The 17,840-nt window shown below is 72.9% G+C and carries 15 protein-coding genes and 1 pseudogene; 12 read left to right on the forward strand and 4 right to left on the reverse strand.

Going from position 1 to position 17,840, the window contains the following annotated elements; genetic code table 11:
* Positions 1 to 176: 176 nt before the first annotated feature.
* The 3 genes from ADL29_RS09660 to ADL29_RS09670 form a co-directional block, all read right to left on the reverse strand.
* A complete protein-coding gene (locus ADL29_RS09660) occupies positions 177 to 1,673 on the reverse strand; it encodes a DUF1996 domain-containing protein (RefSeq protein WP_245689262.1) in 1,497 nt (498 codons plus the stop codon).
* Positions 1,674 to 1,773: 100 nt separating this feature from the next.
* Entirely contained in the window at positions 1,774 to 2,448 is a 675-nt protein-coding gene (locus ADL29_RS09665) for a DUF4142 domain-containing protein (RefSeq protein ID WP_245689276.1), read from the reverse strand.
* A gap of 220 nt (positions 2,449 to 2,668) precedes the next feature.
* Positions 2,669 to 4,648, reverse strand: coding sequence for an AMP-dependent synthetase/ligase (locus ADL29_RS09670; protein ID WP_053923271.1), 1,980 nt, complete (start codon positions 4,646 to 4,648; stop codon positions 2,669 to 2,671).
* A gap of 164 nt (positions 4,649 to 4,812) precedes the next feature.
* Between ADL29_RS09670 and ADL29_RS09675 the strand changes: the two genes are divergently transcribed.
* The 3 genes from ADL29_RS09675 (at position 4,813) to ADL29_RS09685 (ending at position 7,194) form a co-directional block, all read left to right on the forward strand.
* The gene (locus tag ADL29_RS09675) at positions 4,813 to 5,118 is read left to right on the forward strand and encodes a DUF6412 domain-containing protein (protein ID WP_053923272.1); all 306 of its coding nucleotides are present in this window, start codon (positions 4,813 to 4,815) and stop codon (positions 5,116 to 5,118) included.
* 111 nt (positions 5,119 to 5,229) lie between these two features.
* Positions 5,230 to 6,198, forward strand: a complete 969-nt coding sequence (locus ADL29_RS09680) for a YidC/Oxa1 family membrane protein insertase (protein WP_063788426.1) — start codon at positions 5,230 to 5,232, stop codon at positions 6,196 to 6,198.
* Between the two features lie 138 nt (positions 6,199 to 6,336).
* The gene (locus ADL29_RS09685) at positions 6,337 to 7,194 is read left to right on the forward strand and encodes a fumarylacetoacetate hydrolase family protein (RefSeq protein WP_053923273.1); all 858 of its coding nucleotides are present in this window, start codon (positions 6,337 to 6,339) and stop codon (positions 7,192 to 7,194) included.
* Between the two features lie 308 nt (positions 7,195 to 7,502).
* Here the strand turns inward: ADL29_RS09685 and ADL29_RS09690 are convergent.
* A pseudogene (locus tag ADL29_RS09690) lies at positions 7,503 to 8,513 on the reverse strand (Gfo/Idh/MocA family protein); the annotation flags it as partial.
* A 116-nt stretch (positions 8,514 to 8,629) separates the two neighbouring features.
* On the opposite strand from ADL29_RS09690, the gene ADL29_RS09695 reads away from it, so the two are divergent.
* The 9 genes from ADL29_RS09695 to ADL29_RS09735 all read left to right on the forward strand — a co-directional run bounded on the left by ADL29_RS09695 (position 8,630) and on the right by ADL29_RS09735 (position 17,822).
* Positions 8,630 to 9,811, forward strand: coding sequence for an ROK family transcriptional regulator (locus ADL29_RS09695; protein WP_063788427.1), 1,182 nt, complete (start codon positions 8,630 to 8,632; stop codon positions 9,809 to 9,811).
* Between the two features lie 228 nt (positions 9,812 to 10,039).
* The gene (locus ADL29_RS09700) at positions 10,040 to 10,870 is read left to right on the forward strand and encodes a hypothetical protein (RefSeq protein WP_053923275.1); all 831 of its coding nucleotides are present in this window, start codon (positions 10,040 to 10,042) and stop codon (positions 10,868 to 10,870) included.
* A 51-nt stretch (positions 10,871 to 10,921) separates the two neighbouring features.
* Positions 10,922 to 11,692, forward strand: coding sequence for a GntR family transcriptional regulator (locus ADL29_RS09705; RefSeq protein WP_053923276.1), 771 nt, complete (start codon positions 10,922 to 10,924; stop codon positions 11,690 to 11,692).
* A gap of 145 nt (positions 11,693 to 11,837) precedes the next feature.
* Entirely contained in the window at positions 11,838 to 12,959 is a 1,122-nt protein-coding gene (locus ADL29_RS09710) for a TIGR03364 family FAD-dependent oxidoreductase (RefSeq protein WP_053923277.1), read from the forward strand.
* Positions 12,953 to 13,684, forward strand: coding sequence for a phosphonatase-like hydrolase (locus ADL29_RS09715; protein ID WP_053923278.1), 732 nt, complete (start codon positions 12,953 to 12,955; stop codon positions 13,682 to 13,684). Before ADL29_RS09710 ends, ADL29_RS09715 begins: the two co-directional genes overlap by 7 nt.
* Position 13,685: 1 nt before the next feature.
* Positions 13,686 to 14,921, forward strand: a complete 1,236-nt coding sequence (locus tag ADL29_RS09720; RefSeq protein WP_078970860.1) for an ABC transporter ATP-binding protein — start codon at positions 13,686 to 13,688, stop codon at positions 14,919 to 14,921.
* Positions 14,914 to 15,861: a 2-aminoethylphosphonate ABC transporter permease subunit gene (locus ADL29_RS09725; protein ID WP_078970861.1), complete on the forward strand. Its 948-nt coding sequence runs from the start codon at positions 14,914 to 14,916 to the stop codon at positions 15,859 to 15,861. The genes ADL29_RS09720 and ADL29_RS09725 overlap by 8 nt, the downstream gene beginning before the upstream one ends.
* A complete protein-coding gene (locus ADL29_RS09730) occupies positions 15,848 to 16,645 on the forward strand; it encodes an ABC transporter permease (RefSeq protein ID WP_053923358.1) in 798 nt (265 codons plus the stop codon). Before ADL29_RS09725 ends, ADL29_RS09730 begins: the two co-directional genes overlap by 14 nt.
* Before the next feature lie 94 nt (positions 16,646 to 16,739).
* Complete coding sequence (locus ADL29_RS09735) at positions 16,740 to 17,822, forward strand: 2-aminoethylphosphonate ABC transporter substrate-binding protein (protein WP_425424212.1); 1,083 nt, start codon at positions 16,740 to 16,742, stop codon at positions 17,820 to 17,822.
* Positions 17,823 to 17,840 lie beyond the last annotated feature (18 nt).

Genomic DNA, 17,840 nt, shown 5'->3' on the forward strand with positions numbered 1-17,840 from the left:
CTCGGGCCCGATATGCGTGACCGACGCCGCTGCCCGAGGCGGCAGGTCGTCTCCACCTCGTACGCCGTATCCCCTACGGGACCTGTCCTCCCAGGTCCCGTAGGGGATACGCATGCGCAGCGAGGGATGTGGCCGCGCCGCAAGGCACGCGGCAGCCTTGGCCTACGAGCACGCGGCTATGTGCACTGCTGCCCGCGGTTGATGCAGTCGACGGCCTTGTTCATCAGATCCTGCGGCATGACGTTGATGAAGTCGCCGTGGTCGGTCACCGGCTTGTGGAGCTGTTCGGGGAAGCTGTCGACCGCGAAGCTCTGGCCCTGCGGGACGTCGTAGGTGACGCGCTCCACCAGCTGGGGAATCGCCGTGAACCCCTGAGGGCAGAGGCCGTTGCGGTCCGAGAAGGTGACATGGGTGCGGTGGTTGGCGCTGTCGGTGCTGCGGCCGTCCCAGCAGTTCTGGAAGGCGAAGGTGCGGACCACCTGCGAACCCTGCGGGCACAGCGGGTATTTGTCCTTCAGCTGGCGGTCCTCGAAGCCGGTGCAGCTCCATGAGGCGTTGGCGTTGGCCGTGCCGTTGGTGAAGGCCTTGGCGTCGCCGGTGATGATGCGCAGGCCCTGCGGCATGGCGCGTACGGCGCCGGACTGGCTGCCGCGGAACTGGATGGTCGCCGAGGCCGGGGTCAGGACCGAGCCGTTGTTGCCGTCGTGGCCGGCGCCGGGCTTGTGCTCCGAGGTGCCGTCCAGTTTGCGCAGCACCGGCCAGTAGTACGTGGACAGGTCGCCGTTGGTGCAGGTGGTGTCGGAGGCGGCGAGCTTCCGGTCGTCGGAGAAGGCGTCGGTGGCCTTGTTGCCCACGTAGTCGTGGGTGTGGTGGGCGCCGTTGCTCACGCCGGGTGTCACGATGACGTTGTCGGAGTTGAAGTGGCCGTCCTCGTTACGGCCGCACTCGCTGGTGAAGGTGCCGGTGGAGGCGCCGTTGCCCTTGGGGGCGGCGAACGGCGGCTCGCCGGCGTTCGGCTGGACGGTGGTGATGTCGGCGAAGTCGTCGGGGGAGGGGCCGCCCGGCCCGCCCGGTGCCTGTTGGCCTTGCTGGGGGTCTTGCTGTTGGCCTTGCCGGCTTTGGTCTCCTCCCTGGGTCTGATTCTGTTGCTGGTCCTGGCCCCAGCCGTCGTTCGTGGACTTCGTGCCGTAGCCGGAGCCGCTCCGGGTGTCCGCGGTCTGTTGCTCGCCCGTGGATTTGATCTTGCAGCCGCTCATCGCCAGCAAGTACGTCGGCCGTTTCGCGTCCCGGGCGATCGCGTCCGCCATCGTGCCGATGGTCTTGCTCCGCTGCTGCTTCAGCCGGGTGAGTGCGTCGCTGCCGTCGCCGTTGGTCATTTTCTCGTACGCGGTGGCCACCTGGCGGTCCAGGGCGGCCAGCCCCTTGGAGACCTGGAGGCGGGCGCTGCGCGGGACCCTCCGCAGCCGGTCGCCGACGTCGGGGCAGGAGACGGTGGTCGCGGTGACGGTGTGCTGATGGCCGCTCGCCGTGTCCGGTTCGGAGTTCCCGGCCAGTGCGGTGGTGGCGACCGCGGCCAGGCCGCCGCCCCCCAGGAGGAGGGCGGCCGCGGCGACGACCATTCTGGTCGTCAGGCGCGAGCGTTTGTGTGCCTGTTGGCGTGGTGTGGGGCTCATGGGATCACTTCGCTTCGTCGGGTGGTTCGTGAGTTCGGCGATTCCTGCGTCCGGTGCGGCGCCCGGCGGCCGGCGCCCGGCGGCTCGTGCGTCCGGTGGCTCAGTTGTTGTGCAGGGTGTGGAAGTCGACCCGGCCGGTCTTCTCCAGGACCGTGATGTGGTCCAGGACGACGGAATTGGCGCGGTTCGCCAGCGCGCGCACCATCGAGTTCTGCGTCTGGTCCCTGACCAGCGCGACCAGGCCGAAGACCTTGCCGTGCGCGCGGCGCAGCAGTTTCGCGAACACCGGGGCGAAGTCGTCGCCCTGGGCGGCGCTGAGCTGCGCGAGCCAGCTCTGCTGCTCGGGGGTGGGCTGGTTGGCGAGCTGGATGCCCAGCGCCCGTCCGGCCTCGATCGACCGCCGGTCCAACTCGGTGTGTCCGGCGACGAGATGGTTCCCCGCGGTGCGCACCGCCGCGGTCGTGCCACGCTCCTGTGCCTGGCGGCCGGCCGGCATCTCCCACAGTCCGGCCAGCCTGACCTTGCGTACGAAGTCCCGGTCCATCGGGGTCAGCGGCCCGTAGCGGGTGTTCACGGTGCCGCCGCCGTCGTCGTCGTACGCGACCGTGTTCGTCGCCGCTGCCGCGCTCTCGCCGAAGAGCTGCACCGGCAGCAGCAGCGCGGCGAGCGTGGCGACGAGCGCACAGACCACCAGGCCGGTGGCGATGGTCCGTCCGGAGAGCGCGGAACTCCCGGACGCCGCCGAGATTCTCGACACCGCGGAGTTGCGGACTATCGACCGCACATGACCCTCCCGGTCCGTTCCGTGGCGGGCCCCCGGGTGGAGCCCACCGGAATGCCACCGGACGCTAAGTGCCGGGCCGGGCCCGTGGCCCGGGGTCCTCACCCCTGGACAAATAACGCCCGGTCCCGGCGGGGCACTGCTACCGTGCGGCGTGCGTGGGGCCATCCGGCCCGTGACCTGCGGCCTGCGGCTCTGTGCCCGGCTGCCGGCCTCAGCGCGCGTACGGTCCCGCGGCTGCGGCCCGGCGCCGCTCCGCGCGGGATTCGCGCAGATCGTGCTCTCCCTGCGCGTACATGGCGTCGATCTCCACGGCGTACGCCCGTACGATCGCCGCCCGGCGCAGCTTCTGCGACGGCGTCATCAGCCCGGACTCCTGGCTGAATTCGCCGGGCAGGATGCGGAACGCGCGGATCGACTCGCCGTGGGAGACCGAGCTGTTGGCGCGTGCCACCGCCCGCCGGACCTCGGCCCGCACCTGCTCCTCCGGGGACGCGTCCGGCGCGGACCGGCCGTACGAGCGGCCGGGACCGTAGGCCCCGCCGAAGCCGTACGCGTCCTCGTACTCGTCCTCCCGGTCCTGTGCACCGTCCCCGTCCAGCCGCCGCCAGTGCGCCAGGGCATCGGGGTCCAGGGTGATCAGGGCCGTCACATACGGCCGGTTGTCGCCGATCACCACGCACTGCGAGATCAGCGGATGGGCGCGCAGCCGTTCCTCCAGGCCCTGCGGGGCGACGCAGTTGCCGCCGCTGGTGATGATGATGTCCTTCTTGCGGCCGGTGATGACCAGATAGCCGTCGTCGTCGAGATGCCCGAGGTCACCGGTCGGCAGCCAGCCGTCGTACAGCCCGCTGCCCCACGTGCCCTTCTCGTCGCCCTCGTCCAGATAGCCGGCGAACACCACCGGGCCGCGCACCCACACCTCGCCGTCCAGCGCCAGGTGCACCGCGCTCCCCGGCAGCGGCATCCCCACCGTCCCGAACCGCACCCGTCCAGGCGGCTGCACGGTGATGGCCCCGGTGGTCTCCGTCAGGCCGTAGCCGTTGTAGATGGTGATGCCGATGCCCGCGTAGAGCAGGCCCAGTTCGCGCAGCAGCGGGGAACCGCCGGAGACCGCGGTCCGCACCCGGCCGCCCAGCGACTCGCGGATACGGGAGTACACCAGCCGTTCGTAGACCGCGTGCCGGGCCCGCAGGAACGGGTCGGGGCCGCGCCCGGTGCCCCGCTCCTCCTCCGCCAGCGCCTCCGCGTAGCGCACCGCGACGGTCATCGCCGCGTCGAACGTCCGCCGCCGCCCGGCCCGTTCGGCGGCCCGGCGGGCGCGGTCGCAGATCTTCTCGTAGACGTAGGGGACGGCGAAGAGGACGGTCGGCCGGAAGGAGGCGAGGGCGGCCAGCAGGGCGTCCGGCGACAGGTCCGGCTGATGGCCGAGGAGGATGCCGCCGCGCAGGCACGCCACCTGCACCATCAGGCCGTAGATATGGGCGAGGGGGAGGAAGGCCAGCAGGGACGGGCGTTCCCCGGGGGCGGCGAGGAGTCTGCCCCAGCCCGCGTGGAGGGTGTCGCATTCCGCGGCGAGGTTGGCGTGGGTGATCACGCAGCCGCGGGGGACGCCGGTGGTCCCCGAGGTGTGCACGATCGCGGCGACGGAGCCGGGGGTGACCGCGCGGCGCAGCCGGTGCACATCCGCGTCGGTCAGCCGGGTGCCCTCCTCGGCCAGCCGCCGTACGCAGTCCCGGTCCAGCTGCCACAGCCGCCGCAGCCCCGTCGCGTCATCGCAGGCCGCGGCCACGGTCATGGCCTGTGCCTCGTTCTCGACGACGATCGCGGTGACCCGCGCCCCGGAGAGGATGCAGCGCAGCTGTTCGGCGGAGGCGGTCGGATAGACCGGTACGAGATGCGCGCCGATCGCCCAGAGGGCATAGCTGAACAGTGTCCACTCGTAGCGCGTACGGGACATCAGCGCGACCCGTGTGCCGGGCCGGATCCCGCCCGTCAGCAGCCCTCTGGCCAGGGCCAGGACCTCGTCGCGGAACTCGGCCGCGGTCACTTTCCGCCAGGCGCCGGGGTCGGCGGCGTCGCGGCGGGCGAGCTGGGCGAAGTCCGGCTGGTAGGCGGCGGTGTCGAAGACGGAGTCGGCCAGTCCGCCGGTCCGCAGTGGCGCCGCCAGGGCCGGAACGCTGATGTCGCGCACAGCACCTCCTAGGTGTTGCCCTGGAATCCCCCTGAATTCCCCCTGATCCGCCGCCGGTCCCGGCGGCAGGGAGGGCAAGTTACCCACCCGTCATCCGTCTGCCCAGGTCCCCGGCTACTCTTGAGCGGAAGCCGACAAGGACGATGCACGGGGAGGGGGAGCGGATGTACCGCATCGCCGACGCCTGGCGTCTGTACACCTCCGCGCTCTTCTTCCTGCTCGCCGGACTCCTGCTCGCGCAGAGCGGTCTGACGTCGGCTCTGACGGCCGCCGCGACCATGGCCGCGGTGCTGCTCCTGTGCAGCGCCTTCCTCGTCGCCGCCTGCGCCGCGCCCGTACCACCGGGCCGGGTCCGCACCGCCATCCGCGACCGTGAGCGCCGTACGGCCTTCCTGCCGCAACGCGATCCCGATGCGGCGGGCCGGCCGCGCCCCCGAGCACCGGGCCGTCGCCTCCCGACGGCCGCGTAGACACCCGGGGACAGCCGACACCTCGCGTTCCTGACCTCTCGTGTCCGCGCCGCTCGTCACGCCGAATCCGCATTTCCATCCGGCACGACGAGACCCGTGGAGGGCTCATCCATGTCCGTTTTCGGCATTCTCGGCGACGGGCTGACGCGCGTCGCCGACGCGATCACCCCGCTCTTCGGCAGCGCGGCCACGGCCGCCGCCATCGTCCTGATCACCCTCGCCGTACGCGCCGCGCTGCACCCGCTCGCCCGCGCCGCGGCCCGCGGCGAGAAGGCCCGCGCCGCGCTCGCCCCGCAGATCGCCGCACTCCAGCGCAAGCACAAGGGCAACCCGGAACGCCTGCAGAAGGCGGTGGCCGACCTGTACGCCAAGACCGGGGCCTCCCCGCTGGCCGGCTGTCTGCCCACCCTGCTCCAGCTGCCCGTCTTCTTCGTCATGTACCACCTCTTCTCCACCGGTGGCGGCGGCCTGCTCGACCACACGCTGCTGGGTGCGCCGCTCGGCGGGCACTGGGGCCAGGCGCTGGCCGACGGCGGGGTGTTCGGGGCGCAGGGGCTGGTCTATCTCGCGCTGTTCGTGCTGATCGGCGCGGTCGCCACCTGGAACTTCCGCCGGGCGCGGGCCGCGACGGCAGCCGCGCCGAAGCCGGTCCCGGGCGACGGCCCGGCGCTGCCCGGACCGCTCGGTCAGCCCGGTCTGGGCGGGCTGGCGAAGGTGCTGCCGCTGCTGTCGTTCGGCACGCTGATCACGGTGGCCGTGGTGCCGCTGGCGGCCGGGCTGTACATGGTGGCGACGACCACCTGGACGGCGTGCGAGCGGGCGCTGCTGCACCGGGACCGGAAGCCGGGCGCCGAGCGGGACCCCGAGCGGGACCCCGAGCGGGACGGCGGCGAGGACAAGACGCGGGAGCGTGAGCCGGAGCCGGCGGCCGAGGCCGCGCCGGCCAACGGCAAGCCGGCCGGGGACCGGACCACGCCCCCGGCGCGCCGTACGCCGAAGACCCGCGCCGCTCGCCAGGAGGCGGCCAGGGCCCGGGCGCGGGCCAGGACCAGGGCGAAAACCGTTACTACCCCTCAGTAAAGGTCCACTCCCTGAACTGGGTCTTGCGGACTGGACCTCGTTCTTGGAGGATCAGCCAAATCGCTCGATGGCCGTCCCCCATCGGCCGGCCCGGAAGAGCCCTTCCGGGCCGACCCTTCGACCACGGGAGTTGTACCGATGAAGCTGCTGCGTGTCGGACCGGTGGGGACGGAACGCCCGGCGCTGCTCGACGAGTCCGGGACCCTGCGGGACCTTTCGGGCCTGGTGACGGACATCAACGGGGCGCTGCTCGCGGACGACGAGGCGCTGGCGCGGATCCGTGCCGCGGCCTCGTCCGGCGAGCTGCCCGCCCTCGACGCCTCCGGGCTGCGCACCGGCGCCCCGGTGGCCGGCATCGGCAAGGTCGTGTGCATCGGGCTGAACTACCACGACCACGCCCGGGAGACGGGGGCCGCGACCCCCGAGGAGCCGATCATCTTCATGAAGGCCCCGGACACGGTCGTCGGCCCCGACGACACAGTGCTGATACCCCGGGGCAGCGAGAAGACCGACTGGGAGGTGGAGCTGGCGGTCGTCATCGGCCGCACCGCCCGCTACCTGGAGAGCGACGAGCAGGCCCTGGCGGCGGTCGCCGGATACGCGGTGGCGCACGATGTCTCCGAGCGCGCGTTCCAGATAGAGCGCGGCGGCCAGTGGGACAAGGGCAAGAACTGCGAGACGTTCAACCCGCTGGGCCCCTGGCTGGTGACCGCGGACGAGGTGCCCGACCCCCAGTCCCTCGGCGTCCGCCTCTGGGTCAACGGCGACCTCAAACAGGACGGCACCACCGCCGACCAGATCTTCCCGGTGGCCGAGGTCGTCCGTTACGTCAGCCAGTTCATGACCCTCTACCCCGGCGACGTCATCAACACCGGCACCCCGGCGGGCGTGGCGATGGGGCAGCCCGAGCCCAAGCCGTATCTGCGGGCCGGGGACGTGGTGGAGCTGGAGATCGACGGCTTGGGCCGCCAGCGGCAGCCGCTGCGCTCGGCTTAGCCCCACGTTGTCGGCTGTCCCGCCGTAGGGGTGTTTCGCCGTTGCGCCTGGCGGCGGGCGGGGGTTGTTTGTCGGCCGCGGTGCCGGCCCTCCGGACTTCGTCCTGCGGTCCGTCCCCTCCCGACGGTGGGGGGTGAGGAGGGTGGGGGCGAGCGTCCCACTCCCACTGCGCGTGCGTACGGGACGACGGGCACCCCCACGGGTCTTCTCCCACCCTCAACGGGGAGGTGCCGGGCTGTAGCGGCGGAGCCGTGTAAGCCCGGTGCCGCTGCCGGACAGCCCCGCGCAGCGGCAACCAGCCCGCCGCGCGGCTCGCCGCCATCGCGCAACGCCCGGGCGATGGCGGCGTAGTACGCGGGGTAGTCCCCCGGCAGGGTCGGCACCGGCTCGCCGCCCCCCATCCGCGGGGACGCCCCCGCGCCCATCCGGCCCCAGGAGGACTTCCGTTCCACGCCCCACTCCGCGCCTTCGGTGCCGGGCCGCAGGCCCTCCCGCAGTGCCGCCTCCTGGGGGTCCAGGCCGTGCTTCGTGTAGCCCGCCTTGCTGCCCAGCACCCGGAAGCGCGGGCCCAGCAGGGCGGCGGTGGCGCTCACCCAGAGGTGGGAGCGGACGCCGTTGGCGTGGGTGATCGCGATGAAGGTGTCGTCGTCGGCCTGGGCACCCGGCCGGCGGATGTCGGATTCGGCGTAGACGGAGACGGCCGGACCGAAGAGGGTCAGCGCCTGGTCGGCCAGGTGGCTGCCGAGGTCGTAGAGGAGTCCGCCGATCTCCAGCGGGTCGCCGGATTCGCGCCAGCCGCCCTTGGGCTGGGGCCGCCAGCGCTCGAAGCGGGACTCGAAGCGCTGGATCTCGCCGAGGGTGCCGTCCTCGACGAGCTTGCGGACCGTACGGAAGTCGTTGTCCCAGCGGCGGTTCTGGAAGACGGAGAGGAGCAGGCCGCGGTCGGCGGCGAGCGCGGCGAGCTCTTCGGCCTCCGCGGCGGTCGCGGCCAGCGGCTTGTCGACGACGACCGGGAGCCCGGCCTTCAGGGCGGCGGTGGCGAGCGGTACATGGGTCTTGTTCGGGCTCGCCAGGACGATCAGATCGAGGTCGGCGGCGCGGTCGAGCACGGCCTCGGGGGTGTCGACCGTGCGGACCTGCGGATGCTCGGCGCGGGCCTGCGCCTGCCGCTCGGGGTTGGCGGTCGAGACGGTGTCGAGGACCAGGTCCTCGGTGGCGGCGATCAGCGGGGCGTGGAAGACGGAGCCGGCCAGGCCGTAGCCGATGAGGCCGACGCGGAGCGGGGCCCGGGGGGTGTGCTCGTCACTCAACTCGCTCATGACGTCCACTTAAGCAACGCTGTTGCCAAAGTGCAAGCGCTGGGGACAATGAGGGGGTGACGAGTGGGGCGACCAGCGGGGTGACAAGTGGCACGGCAAGCGGCATGGCGGGTGGCATGACGGGCAACGGACCGGGCGGCAATCCGGGCGCCAACCTCCCCGCGCTGCGTGGGCACAACGCCGCGCTGGTGCTCGGGCTGCTCCGGGCGGCGGGGGAGCAGGGTGTCAGCCGCCTGGAGCTGGCCGCGGCCACGGGGCTGACCCCGCAGGCCGTCAGCAAGATCACCGCGCGGCTGCGGGCCGACGGCCTGGCGGGCGAGGCGGGCCGCCGCGCCTCGACCGGAGGCAAGCCCCGGACGGTCCTGCGGCTGGTCCCCGGCGCCCGGCATGCCATCGGCCTCCACCTGGACCGCGATGAGCTCACGGCCGTGCTCGCCGATCTCGCGGGCGAACCGGTCGCGGTGCGCCGCGCCCCGCTCGCCTTCGAAGCGGGCGCCGAGCGGGTGCTGACCACCGTCGAACGGGAGGTGGCGGCGCTGCGGGAACGGGCCGGCGGGCCGCTCGTCCTGGGCGCGGGGGTCGCCTGCCCCGGCCCCCTGGACCACACCGCGGGGGTGCTGCACCGCGTCACCGGCGCGCCCCGGTGGGACGGCTTCCCCCTGCGGGACGCGCTCGCCGAGCGGCTCGGCCTGCCCGTCGTCCTCGACAAGGACACCAATGCGGCAGCACTCGGCCTGGCGCAGGGGATACGGGAGGGCGCCGGGACAGGTGAGGGCGCCGGATCGTTTGCGTATCTGCATCTGGGGACGGGGCTCGGCGCCGGGCTGGTGCTGGGCGGCGGTCTGTACCGGGGGGCGCGCACCGGGGCCGGTGAATTCGGCCATCAGGTGGTGCAGTTGGACGGGCCGGTGTGCGGCTGCGGCAAGCGCGGCTGTGTCGAGGCGCTGTGCCTGGCGGCGGTGGCGCGCGGCGATCTGGCGGAGGCGGCGCGGGTGCTGGGCGTGGGCGCGGCCAACCTGGTGGAACTGCTCGATATCGACCGGGTGCTGCTCGGCGGGCGCACCGTACTGGAGAACCCCGAGGGGTTCGTGGGGGGTGTGGCCCAGGTGCTTGCCGATCGGGCCCGTACGCGCACCGGGGCGGGCGCCGAGGTGCCGGTGTCGATCGCCCCGGGCGGCGCGCGGACGGTCGCGGACGGGGCGGCGCAGCTGGTGCTGGCGCCGCTGTTCGGGCCGCGGCATCCGGGCCTCGCGGCGCGCGCGGACGTCCCGCAGGCGAGCATGCCGGACGTCCCGTAGGGGCCGGCCGGAGTGGCCGCCCGGCCCCGCCGACCGCGATGCCCCGCCCACCGTAATCGGCGGAAAGTCGGCTGATCAGGCGGGATCCGTCGGCCGGTCGGGCGCATCGCCGCCGTATGCGCCGGGTGGCCCGGGGCAGGCGTGGCAGGGTCCTCAAGGACGACCGACCCGGACACGAGCCGAGCCCGAGGCCCCCGAGCCCTTCCGAGCAGTGGAGGACCGACCGCCATGCAGCCGCCCGGCGAACGCCACCCGCGCACCGTACGGAAGGCGCTCGCCGTCGGTCTGCTCGGCGGCGTACTCGGCACGACCGCCGCCCTGGGCGCGGCTTGCGCGCAGGCGTCCCCGCTCGGTCCCCTCTCCTGCGGCCGCCCGGACAGCCCGGACTTCCCCCTCGCCTCGCGGGTGTACGGCGGCCCGGCCGCTTACCGGGCGGGCGGCGACTGGCGCACCTGGCGGCTGGAACTGCGCAACACCACCGGCGCCGCCTGCGAGGACATCCACCCCGTCGTCGTCCTCGCCGCCGCCCGCCACGGCCTGCGTCCCGAGCGGATCCGGCTGGAGTACCGCGATCCGGCGGGCGGCGACTGGCGCCCGGTCCCCTTCGAGGCCACCGACCGCGACGAACAGATCGGGGTGTTCGCCAAGCGGGGCGCCGACGGCCCCGGGGGCGGGCTGTCCGTCCCCGCCAACGGGACGGTCACCGTCCCGGTCCGGCTGCGGTTCGCCCCGGACACCGCCCCGGACCGGATCACCGCCACCGTCACCACCGTCCAGCGCCGCGGCAGCGACGGCGAATGGACCGGCCAGTCCGGCGGCTACCGCTTCGCCGTCCAGGCGGCGGACAGCACGCCCGCCTCCCCGGAGGCGCTCCCCAGGACCCGGCCGGAGACCTCTCCGGACGCCTTCCCCGAGCACTCCGCGCCCCCGGCCCCCGCCGCACCGCCGGAACTGGCCGCCACCGCGCAGGGCCCCGCACGAGCGCTCGCCCTGCTGGCCGCCGGCCTGTTCACCGGCGGTGCCCTCCTGCGGGCCGGGGCCCGGCGCCTGCGCCGCTGACCGGGCGGGGCCCCGGGGCCGGGGATCCCTGCGTAATGCGAGGATCACCAGGTGGAGTACGAGTACGGCCAGGAACCTGGCGCACCCGTCCGGGCCGGCATCCCCGAGCACGGACGCATCCCCAAGTACTACGCGGCGAAGGTCGAAATCGCCGCGCTGCTCAAGGAGTTGGGGGAGGGCGAGCCGCTGCCCGCGGAGCGCGATCTGGCGCTGCGCTTCGAGGTGTCCCGAGAGACGCTGCGCCAGGCCCTGCGCGAACTGATCCTGGAGGGACGGCTGCGGCGCCTGGGGCGCGGCACGGTGGTCGCGGGCCCCAAGATGGAGCAGCCGCTCTCCCTCGCCAGTTACACCGAGGGGGTCCGCCTCCAGGGCCGCACCCCCGGCCGTCATCTCGTCGGCCTCGACCGCTTCCCGTGCCCGGCGCCCCTCGCCGGCGACCTCGGGCTCCAAGTGGGCGATCCCGTCTGGCACATGGAACGGGTGCTGCTCGCCGACGACGAACGGGTCGGACTGGAGAGCACCTATGTCGCGGTCGGCCGCGTCCCCGCCCTGGACACCGACTTCACACCGGACTCGTCCTTCTACGCCTACCTCCACGACCGGCTCGGCATCGGCTTCGGCGATGCGGACGAGCGCCTGGAGACGGTACTGGCCACCCCGCGCGAGGCCCTGCTGATCGGCACGCCCGGTGCGCTGCCCATGCTGCTGATCCACCGGCTGTCGCGGGACACCGAGGGCCGTCCCCTGGAGCGGGTGCGGTCCCTCTTCCGGGGGGACCGGTTCTCGTTCACCACCCACCTGGGCGGGCCGGCGCCGGGCTGAGGCGGCCCCGCCCGTCCCCTGGTCCATGGGCGCCTCTCATAAGTCACGAAAAGATAACGGGTCTAGGCCAAGTTTGAGGCCCTGTTCACCGTTGCGTCGCCGACCGGACCGTTCCGGGCCACCCGCCGCCACGACCGTCTGGGGCATGCGAGTCATAGTTGTCGGAGCCGGGGTGCTGGGAACCATGCACGCCTGGCAAGCGGTCGAACGGGGCCATGAGGTCCTGCACATCGAGCGGGAGGCCGAGGCCCGGGGCGCCTCGGTCCGTAACTTCGGGCAGATCTGGGTCAGCGGCCGGGCCGGCGGCGAGGAGCTGGCCACCGCGCTGCGCGCCCGCGACCTGTGGGAGGGCATCGGCGCCCGGGTCCCCGGGCTCGGCTTCCGCGCCATCGGCTCGCTGACCCTCGTCAGGAACGCGGCGGAGCGGGCCGTCGCCGAGGCCGCCACCCGCCGCCCCGACGCGGCCGCCCGCGGCTACCGGCTGCTGACCGCCGACGAGGCCCGCGAGCTGAACCCCGCACTGCGCGGCGGGTTCACCGGCGCCCTGTGGTGCGAGCGGGATGCCGCCGTGGAACCGCGCCTCGCCCAACGCGCCCTGAAGGACGAGCTGTTGACGTCCGGCCGGTACACCTACCTCGGCGGCCGCGAGGTGCGCGAGGTGACCGGCGAGCGCTCCGTACGCGACGACCACGGCGAGATCCACCACGGCGACGCGGTCATCCTGTGCACCGGCGCCTGGCTCGGCGGACTGGTCCGCGAGCTGATCCCGGACCTGCCGGTGCGCCGCGTACGCCTCCAGATGATGCAGACCGACCCGCTCGGCGAGCCGCTGACCACCTCCGTCGCCGACGCCGACAGCTTCCGCTACTACCCGGCGTACCGCAGCGACGCCCTGGACGCACTCAACGCGGGCCAGGCCCAGGCGCCGACCGCCGCCGAGCACAGGATGCAGCTGCTGATGGTCCAGCGCGCCGACGGCGGACTGACCATCGGCGACACCCACGAGTACGAGACACCGTTCGCCTTCGACACCGTCGAGGAGCCGTACGAGCATCTGACCGGCGTCGTCGAGTCGCTCCTGGGCCGCCCGCTGCCGCGCATCCGCCGCCGCTGGGCCGGGGTGTACGCGCAGTGCACCGACACCTCCCGCGTCGTCCACCGGCAGCAGGCCCGCGACGGCGTCTGGCTGGTCACCGGGCCCGGCGGCCGCGGCATGACCTGCTCGCCGGCCATCGCCGAGACCACCGCGAACGAACTGGGATGGTGAGGGACTTGACCGAGAACACAGCCACTCCGGAGCCGGGTACGCCGAGCGCGGCCGAGCTGGTCGTCCTCGACATGGCCGGTACGACCGTCGCCGACGGCGGCCTGGTCGAGCTGGCCTTCGACGCCGCTGCCCGCCGCCTCGGCGTCGAGCCGGGCAGCGCGGACCACGCACAGAAGCTCGCCCATGTCCGCGCCACCATGGGCGAGTCCAAGATCTCCGTCTTCCGGCATCTGTTCGGCGAGGAGAACGCGGCCCGGCGCGCCAACCAGGCCTTCGAGGAGGCGTACGGGGAGCTGGTGGACGGCGGCCGGATCGCCCCCGTCCCCGGCGCCCGCGAGGCCATCGAGGCGCTCCGGGCCGCGGGCCGCACCGTCGTCCTCACCACCGGCTTCGCGCGCGTCACCCAGGACGCCATCCTCGATGCGCTCGGCTGGCGCGGCCTGGTCGCACTGACGCTCTGCCCGGCCGACGCGGGCGGCCGCGGCCGCCCCTACCCCGACATGGTGCTGGCCGCCCTGCTGCGCACCGGCGCCGCCGATGACGTACGCCGGATCGCGGTCGCCGGCGACACCTCGTACGACATGCTCTCCGGACGCCGGGCGGGCGCCGGGACCGTGGCCGGGGTGCTCACCGGGGCGCACGACACCGCGCAGCTGACCGCGGCGGGTGCCACCCACATCCTCGGCTCGGTCGCCGAACTCCCCGCCCTGCTGGGGGTGATCTGACATGGGCGCCGCCCCGGAGGCCGGGATCCGCTTCGACGAGGTGTCCGTCGCCTATGGCCGGCACGGCGGGAACACGGTCCTGGACTCCTTCTCCCTGACCGTCGAACCGGGCGAGGTGATGGCCCTGCTCGGCCCGTCCGGCTCCGGCAAGACCACCGCGCTGCGGACGGTCGCCGGTTTCGTCCGGCCGGTCTCCGGACGGGTGCTGATCGGCGGCCGGGACGTCACCGGGCTGCCGCCGTACCGGCGCGGCATCGGCATGGTCGTCCAGCAGTACGCGCTCTTCCCGCATATGAAGGTCGCCGAGAACGTCGCCTTCGGTCTGAGGGCGCAGAAGGTGCCGCGCGCCGAGATCGCCGGACGGGTCGCCGAGGCGCTGGAGATGACCGGTATGGCCACCTATGCCGGCCGGCACCCCCGCGAGCTGTCCGGCGGCCAGCAGCAGCGCGTCGCCATCGCCCGCGCCCTGGCCATCCGCCCCGGCGTCCTGCTTCTCGACGAACCGCTCTCCGCCCTCGACGCGCAGCTCCGCTCCGGCATGCTGGCCGAACTCGCCCGACTGCACCGGGAGTTGCCCGACGTCACCATCCTCTACGTCACCCACGACCAGGTCGAGGCGCTGACCCTGGCCGACCGGATCGCCGTGCTGGACAAGGCCAGGCTGCGCGACTGCGGCACCCCGCAGCAGCTCTACCGGCGCCCGCGCACCGCCTTCACCGCATCCTTCGTCGGCAGCGCGAATCTGCTGCCGGTCACGGTGGCGGGCGACGGCGTACGGTTCGCCGGCCGGGCGCTGACGGTCCCGGTGGCCGGTGTGGCCGAGGGCGCCACTGCCACCTTGTGCATACGCCCCCATCTCGTCGGCCTCGGCGAGAGTCCCGCAGGGGACGGCAACACGCTCCGCGGCAGGATCACCGAGGTCCAGTGGCGGGGGTCGACGCACCGCCTGCAAGTGGACGTCGACGGCCACCGCATCATCGCCGACCTGCGGGAACTGCGGGAAACCCCGGCCCTCGGCGAGGAGATCGCGCTGCACTTCGCGCCCGAGGACGGCGTCCTCATCCCGGAGGGAATCGGCGGCGACGGGACATATGAGGGCGGGGCAGGCGGGGTCGGGGCGCTCGGGAACGGGGCCGCCGAGGAGGGGACCCGCGGGTGGGGAGCCGGCGGGCAGTGGACCGGCAAGCAGGAGGCCGGCCGGGCCGGCCTCAGCGGGACCGGGAGCCGGCATGGCTAGCCCGCAGACAGGCCGGGCGACGGTTCCGAACCCGGCCCGATCGTCCCGCAGCAGGGCAGCCCGGCGAACTCTGTGGGCCCTCCCGCCCGTCGCCGCCCTCGCACTGGTCTTCCTCTACCCCCTCGCCCTGGTGGTACGGCAGTCCTTCACCCCGGAAGACGGCGGCCCCTCCACGGCCTCGTACGCCCCCTACGCCACCGTCCTCGCCGAGGCCTCCTTCCGCGAAGCCCTCACCAACACCGTGCTGACAGCCGTCGGTGCGACCGTCGGCGCCCTGCTCCTGGGCCTGGCGCTCGCCCTGGTGATCGCCTTTGTGCCGTTCCCCGGCGGCAAGGCCCTCAGCCGCTTCACCGACCTCTTCCTCGCCTTCCCCTCCTTCCTGATCACCCTCGCGCTGCTGTTCCTCTACGGCACCGTCGGCGTGGCCAACGGCCTGTGGACCGACGTGACGGGCGCGGCGAGCGGCCCGCTGAACTTTCTGCACACCCCCTGGGGAGTGCTCCTGGCCGAGGTCACCTACTTCACCCCGTTCGTGATGCGCCCCCTGCTGGCCGCCTTCTCCCAGGTGGAGACCGGACAGCTGGAGGCCGCCGCGTCACTGGGAGCCCGGCCCTGGCGGATCGTCCGGGCCGTGATCCTGCCCGAGGCACTGCCCTCGCTGGCCGCGGGCGGCGCGCTGGTCCTGGTCCTGTGCCTCAACGAGTTCGGGATCGTGCTGTTCACCGGCGCCAAGGACGTCGTCACCCTCCCCGTGCTCGTCTACTCCAAGGCCATCCTCGACGGCGACTACACCGGCGCCTGCGTCGTCGCCGTCCTCAACATCGCACTGTCCGTCGCGCTCTACGCCCTCTACCGGGCCGTGGCGTCCCGTACGAGCGCGGGATCCCCGTCCCGCACACCGTCACGCACAGGAGGTGAGCCGCGTCGTGCTGGTGCATAGCAAGGCCGCCCGCCGGGCCGTCCACGCCCTCTTCTTCCTCCTTTTCGTTCCCGTCTTCGCGCTCCCCTTGCTCGTCATCGTCGGGGCGTCCTTCGCCACCAGCTGGAGCGGTGCCCTCCCCTCCGGCCTGACCCTGACGCACTATCAGGACATCGCACGGGGCGACTCCCTCCACGCCCTGATCACCAGCGTCCTGACCGCGCTCGCCGCCGGCGCGGCCGCCCTCACCGCCGGCACCTGGGCCGCCCTGGCGGCGGAAAAGCTCGGCCGGCGCACCAGCCGTCTCCTCGACGCCCTCTTCCTCCTCCCGGTGGCCGTCCCTTCCGTCGTGGTCGGCCTCTCCCTGCTCGTCGCCTTCTCCCAGCGCCCCTTCCTCCTCAACGGCACCCCGGGGATCGTGATCATCGCCCACACCGTGCTGGTCACCGCCTTCGCCTACCAGTCCGTGACGGCCGCCCTGGCCCGCCTCGACCCGGCGTACGAACAGTGCGCCGCCGGCCTCGGCGCCCGCCCCGCGTACGTCCTGTGGCGGGTCAAGCTCCCGCTGCTGCTGCCGTCCCTCACCGCGGCCGTGGGCCTCTGCTTCGCGCTCTCCATGGGCGAGCTGAGCGCCACGATGATGATCTATCCCCCGGACTGGATGCCCCTCCCGGTCCATGTCTTCGCCGCGACCGACCGCGGCTCCCTCTTCACCGGCGCCGCGCTGGCCGTGGCCCTCATGGCCACGACCCTCCTCGTCCTTCTCGCCGTCTCCCGCATCCGCACCAGGGCCTCCTACCGCTAGCCCGCTTCGCCATCCCTTCCCCCCTCCCGTTCTCCTTTCTCTCCTTCCTCCTCACCTTTCTGAACACCGTGAACCTCTTAGGAGTTGCACCGGCATGTCCCGCCCCCTCATGTCCCGCCCCCTCCGCAAGCCGCTCGCCGCCTGCTGCGGCGCCCTCGTCCTCGGCGCGTCCCTCACCGCCTGCGGCGGCGCCTCCTCCGCCGACCCGAACGCCAAGGAGATCACCGTCTACAGCGCCGACGGCCTCAAGAGCGAGAAGGGCGACGGCTTCTACGACAAGGTCTTCAAGGACTTCGAGAAGAAGACCGGCATCAAGGTCGACTACGTCGAGAGCGGTTCCGGCGCCGCCGTCCAGCGGGTGGCCCGCGAACGCACCAACACCAAGGCCGACGTCGTCGTCACCCTGCCCCCGTTCATCCAACAGGCCGACGGCAAGGGCCTCCTGGACAGCTACCGCCCCAAGGGTTCGGACCAGGTCGCGGCCGCCGACAAGGACCCGAACGGCAAGTGGACCTCCGTCGTCAACAACTACTTCTGCTTCATCTACAACAAGCAGAAACTGCAGCAGCCCCCCAAGACCTGGGCCGATCTGACGGACGCCGCGTTCCGCGACAAGCTCCAGTACTCCACCCCCGGCGTCGCGGGCGACGGCACCGCCGTACTCATCAAGGCCATGCACGACTTCGGCGGCCAGGGCCCCGCCATGACGTTCCTCAAGAAGCTCCAGGCCAACAACGTCGGCCCGTCCTCCTCCACCGGCCAGCTCGCCCCCAAGACCGACAAGGGCGAACTCCTGGTCGCCAACGGCGACGTCCAGATGAACTACGCCAACCTGAAGTCCATGCCCCACCAGGGCATCTTCTTCCCCGCCGCGAAGCCCGGCGGAGCGCCCACCACCTTCGCCCTCCCCTACGCCGCGGGCCTGGTCAAGAACGCCCCGCATGCCGCCAACGCCAAGAAGTTCCTGGACTATCTGCTCTCCGAGGACGTCCAGAAGGAGGTCTCCTCGGTCGGCGGCGGCTTCGCCGCCCGCACGGACATCGAGGCCACCGACGCCAACGCCACCGCCCTCGCCAAGATCATGAACGGTGTCGAGATCTTCCGGCCCGACTGGAACGACATCGACAAGAACCTGGACAGCTACATCGACGCCTGGAAGACGGCTACGGGCAGCTGAACGGCGACTGTTGGTCAC

Source organism: Streptomyces chattanoogensis (genome assembly GCF_001294335.1).
Taxonomy (GTDB): Bacteria; Actinomycetota; Actinomycetes; order Streptomycetales; family Streptomycetaceae; genus Streptomyces; species Streptomyces chattanoogensis.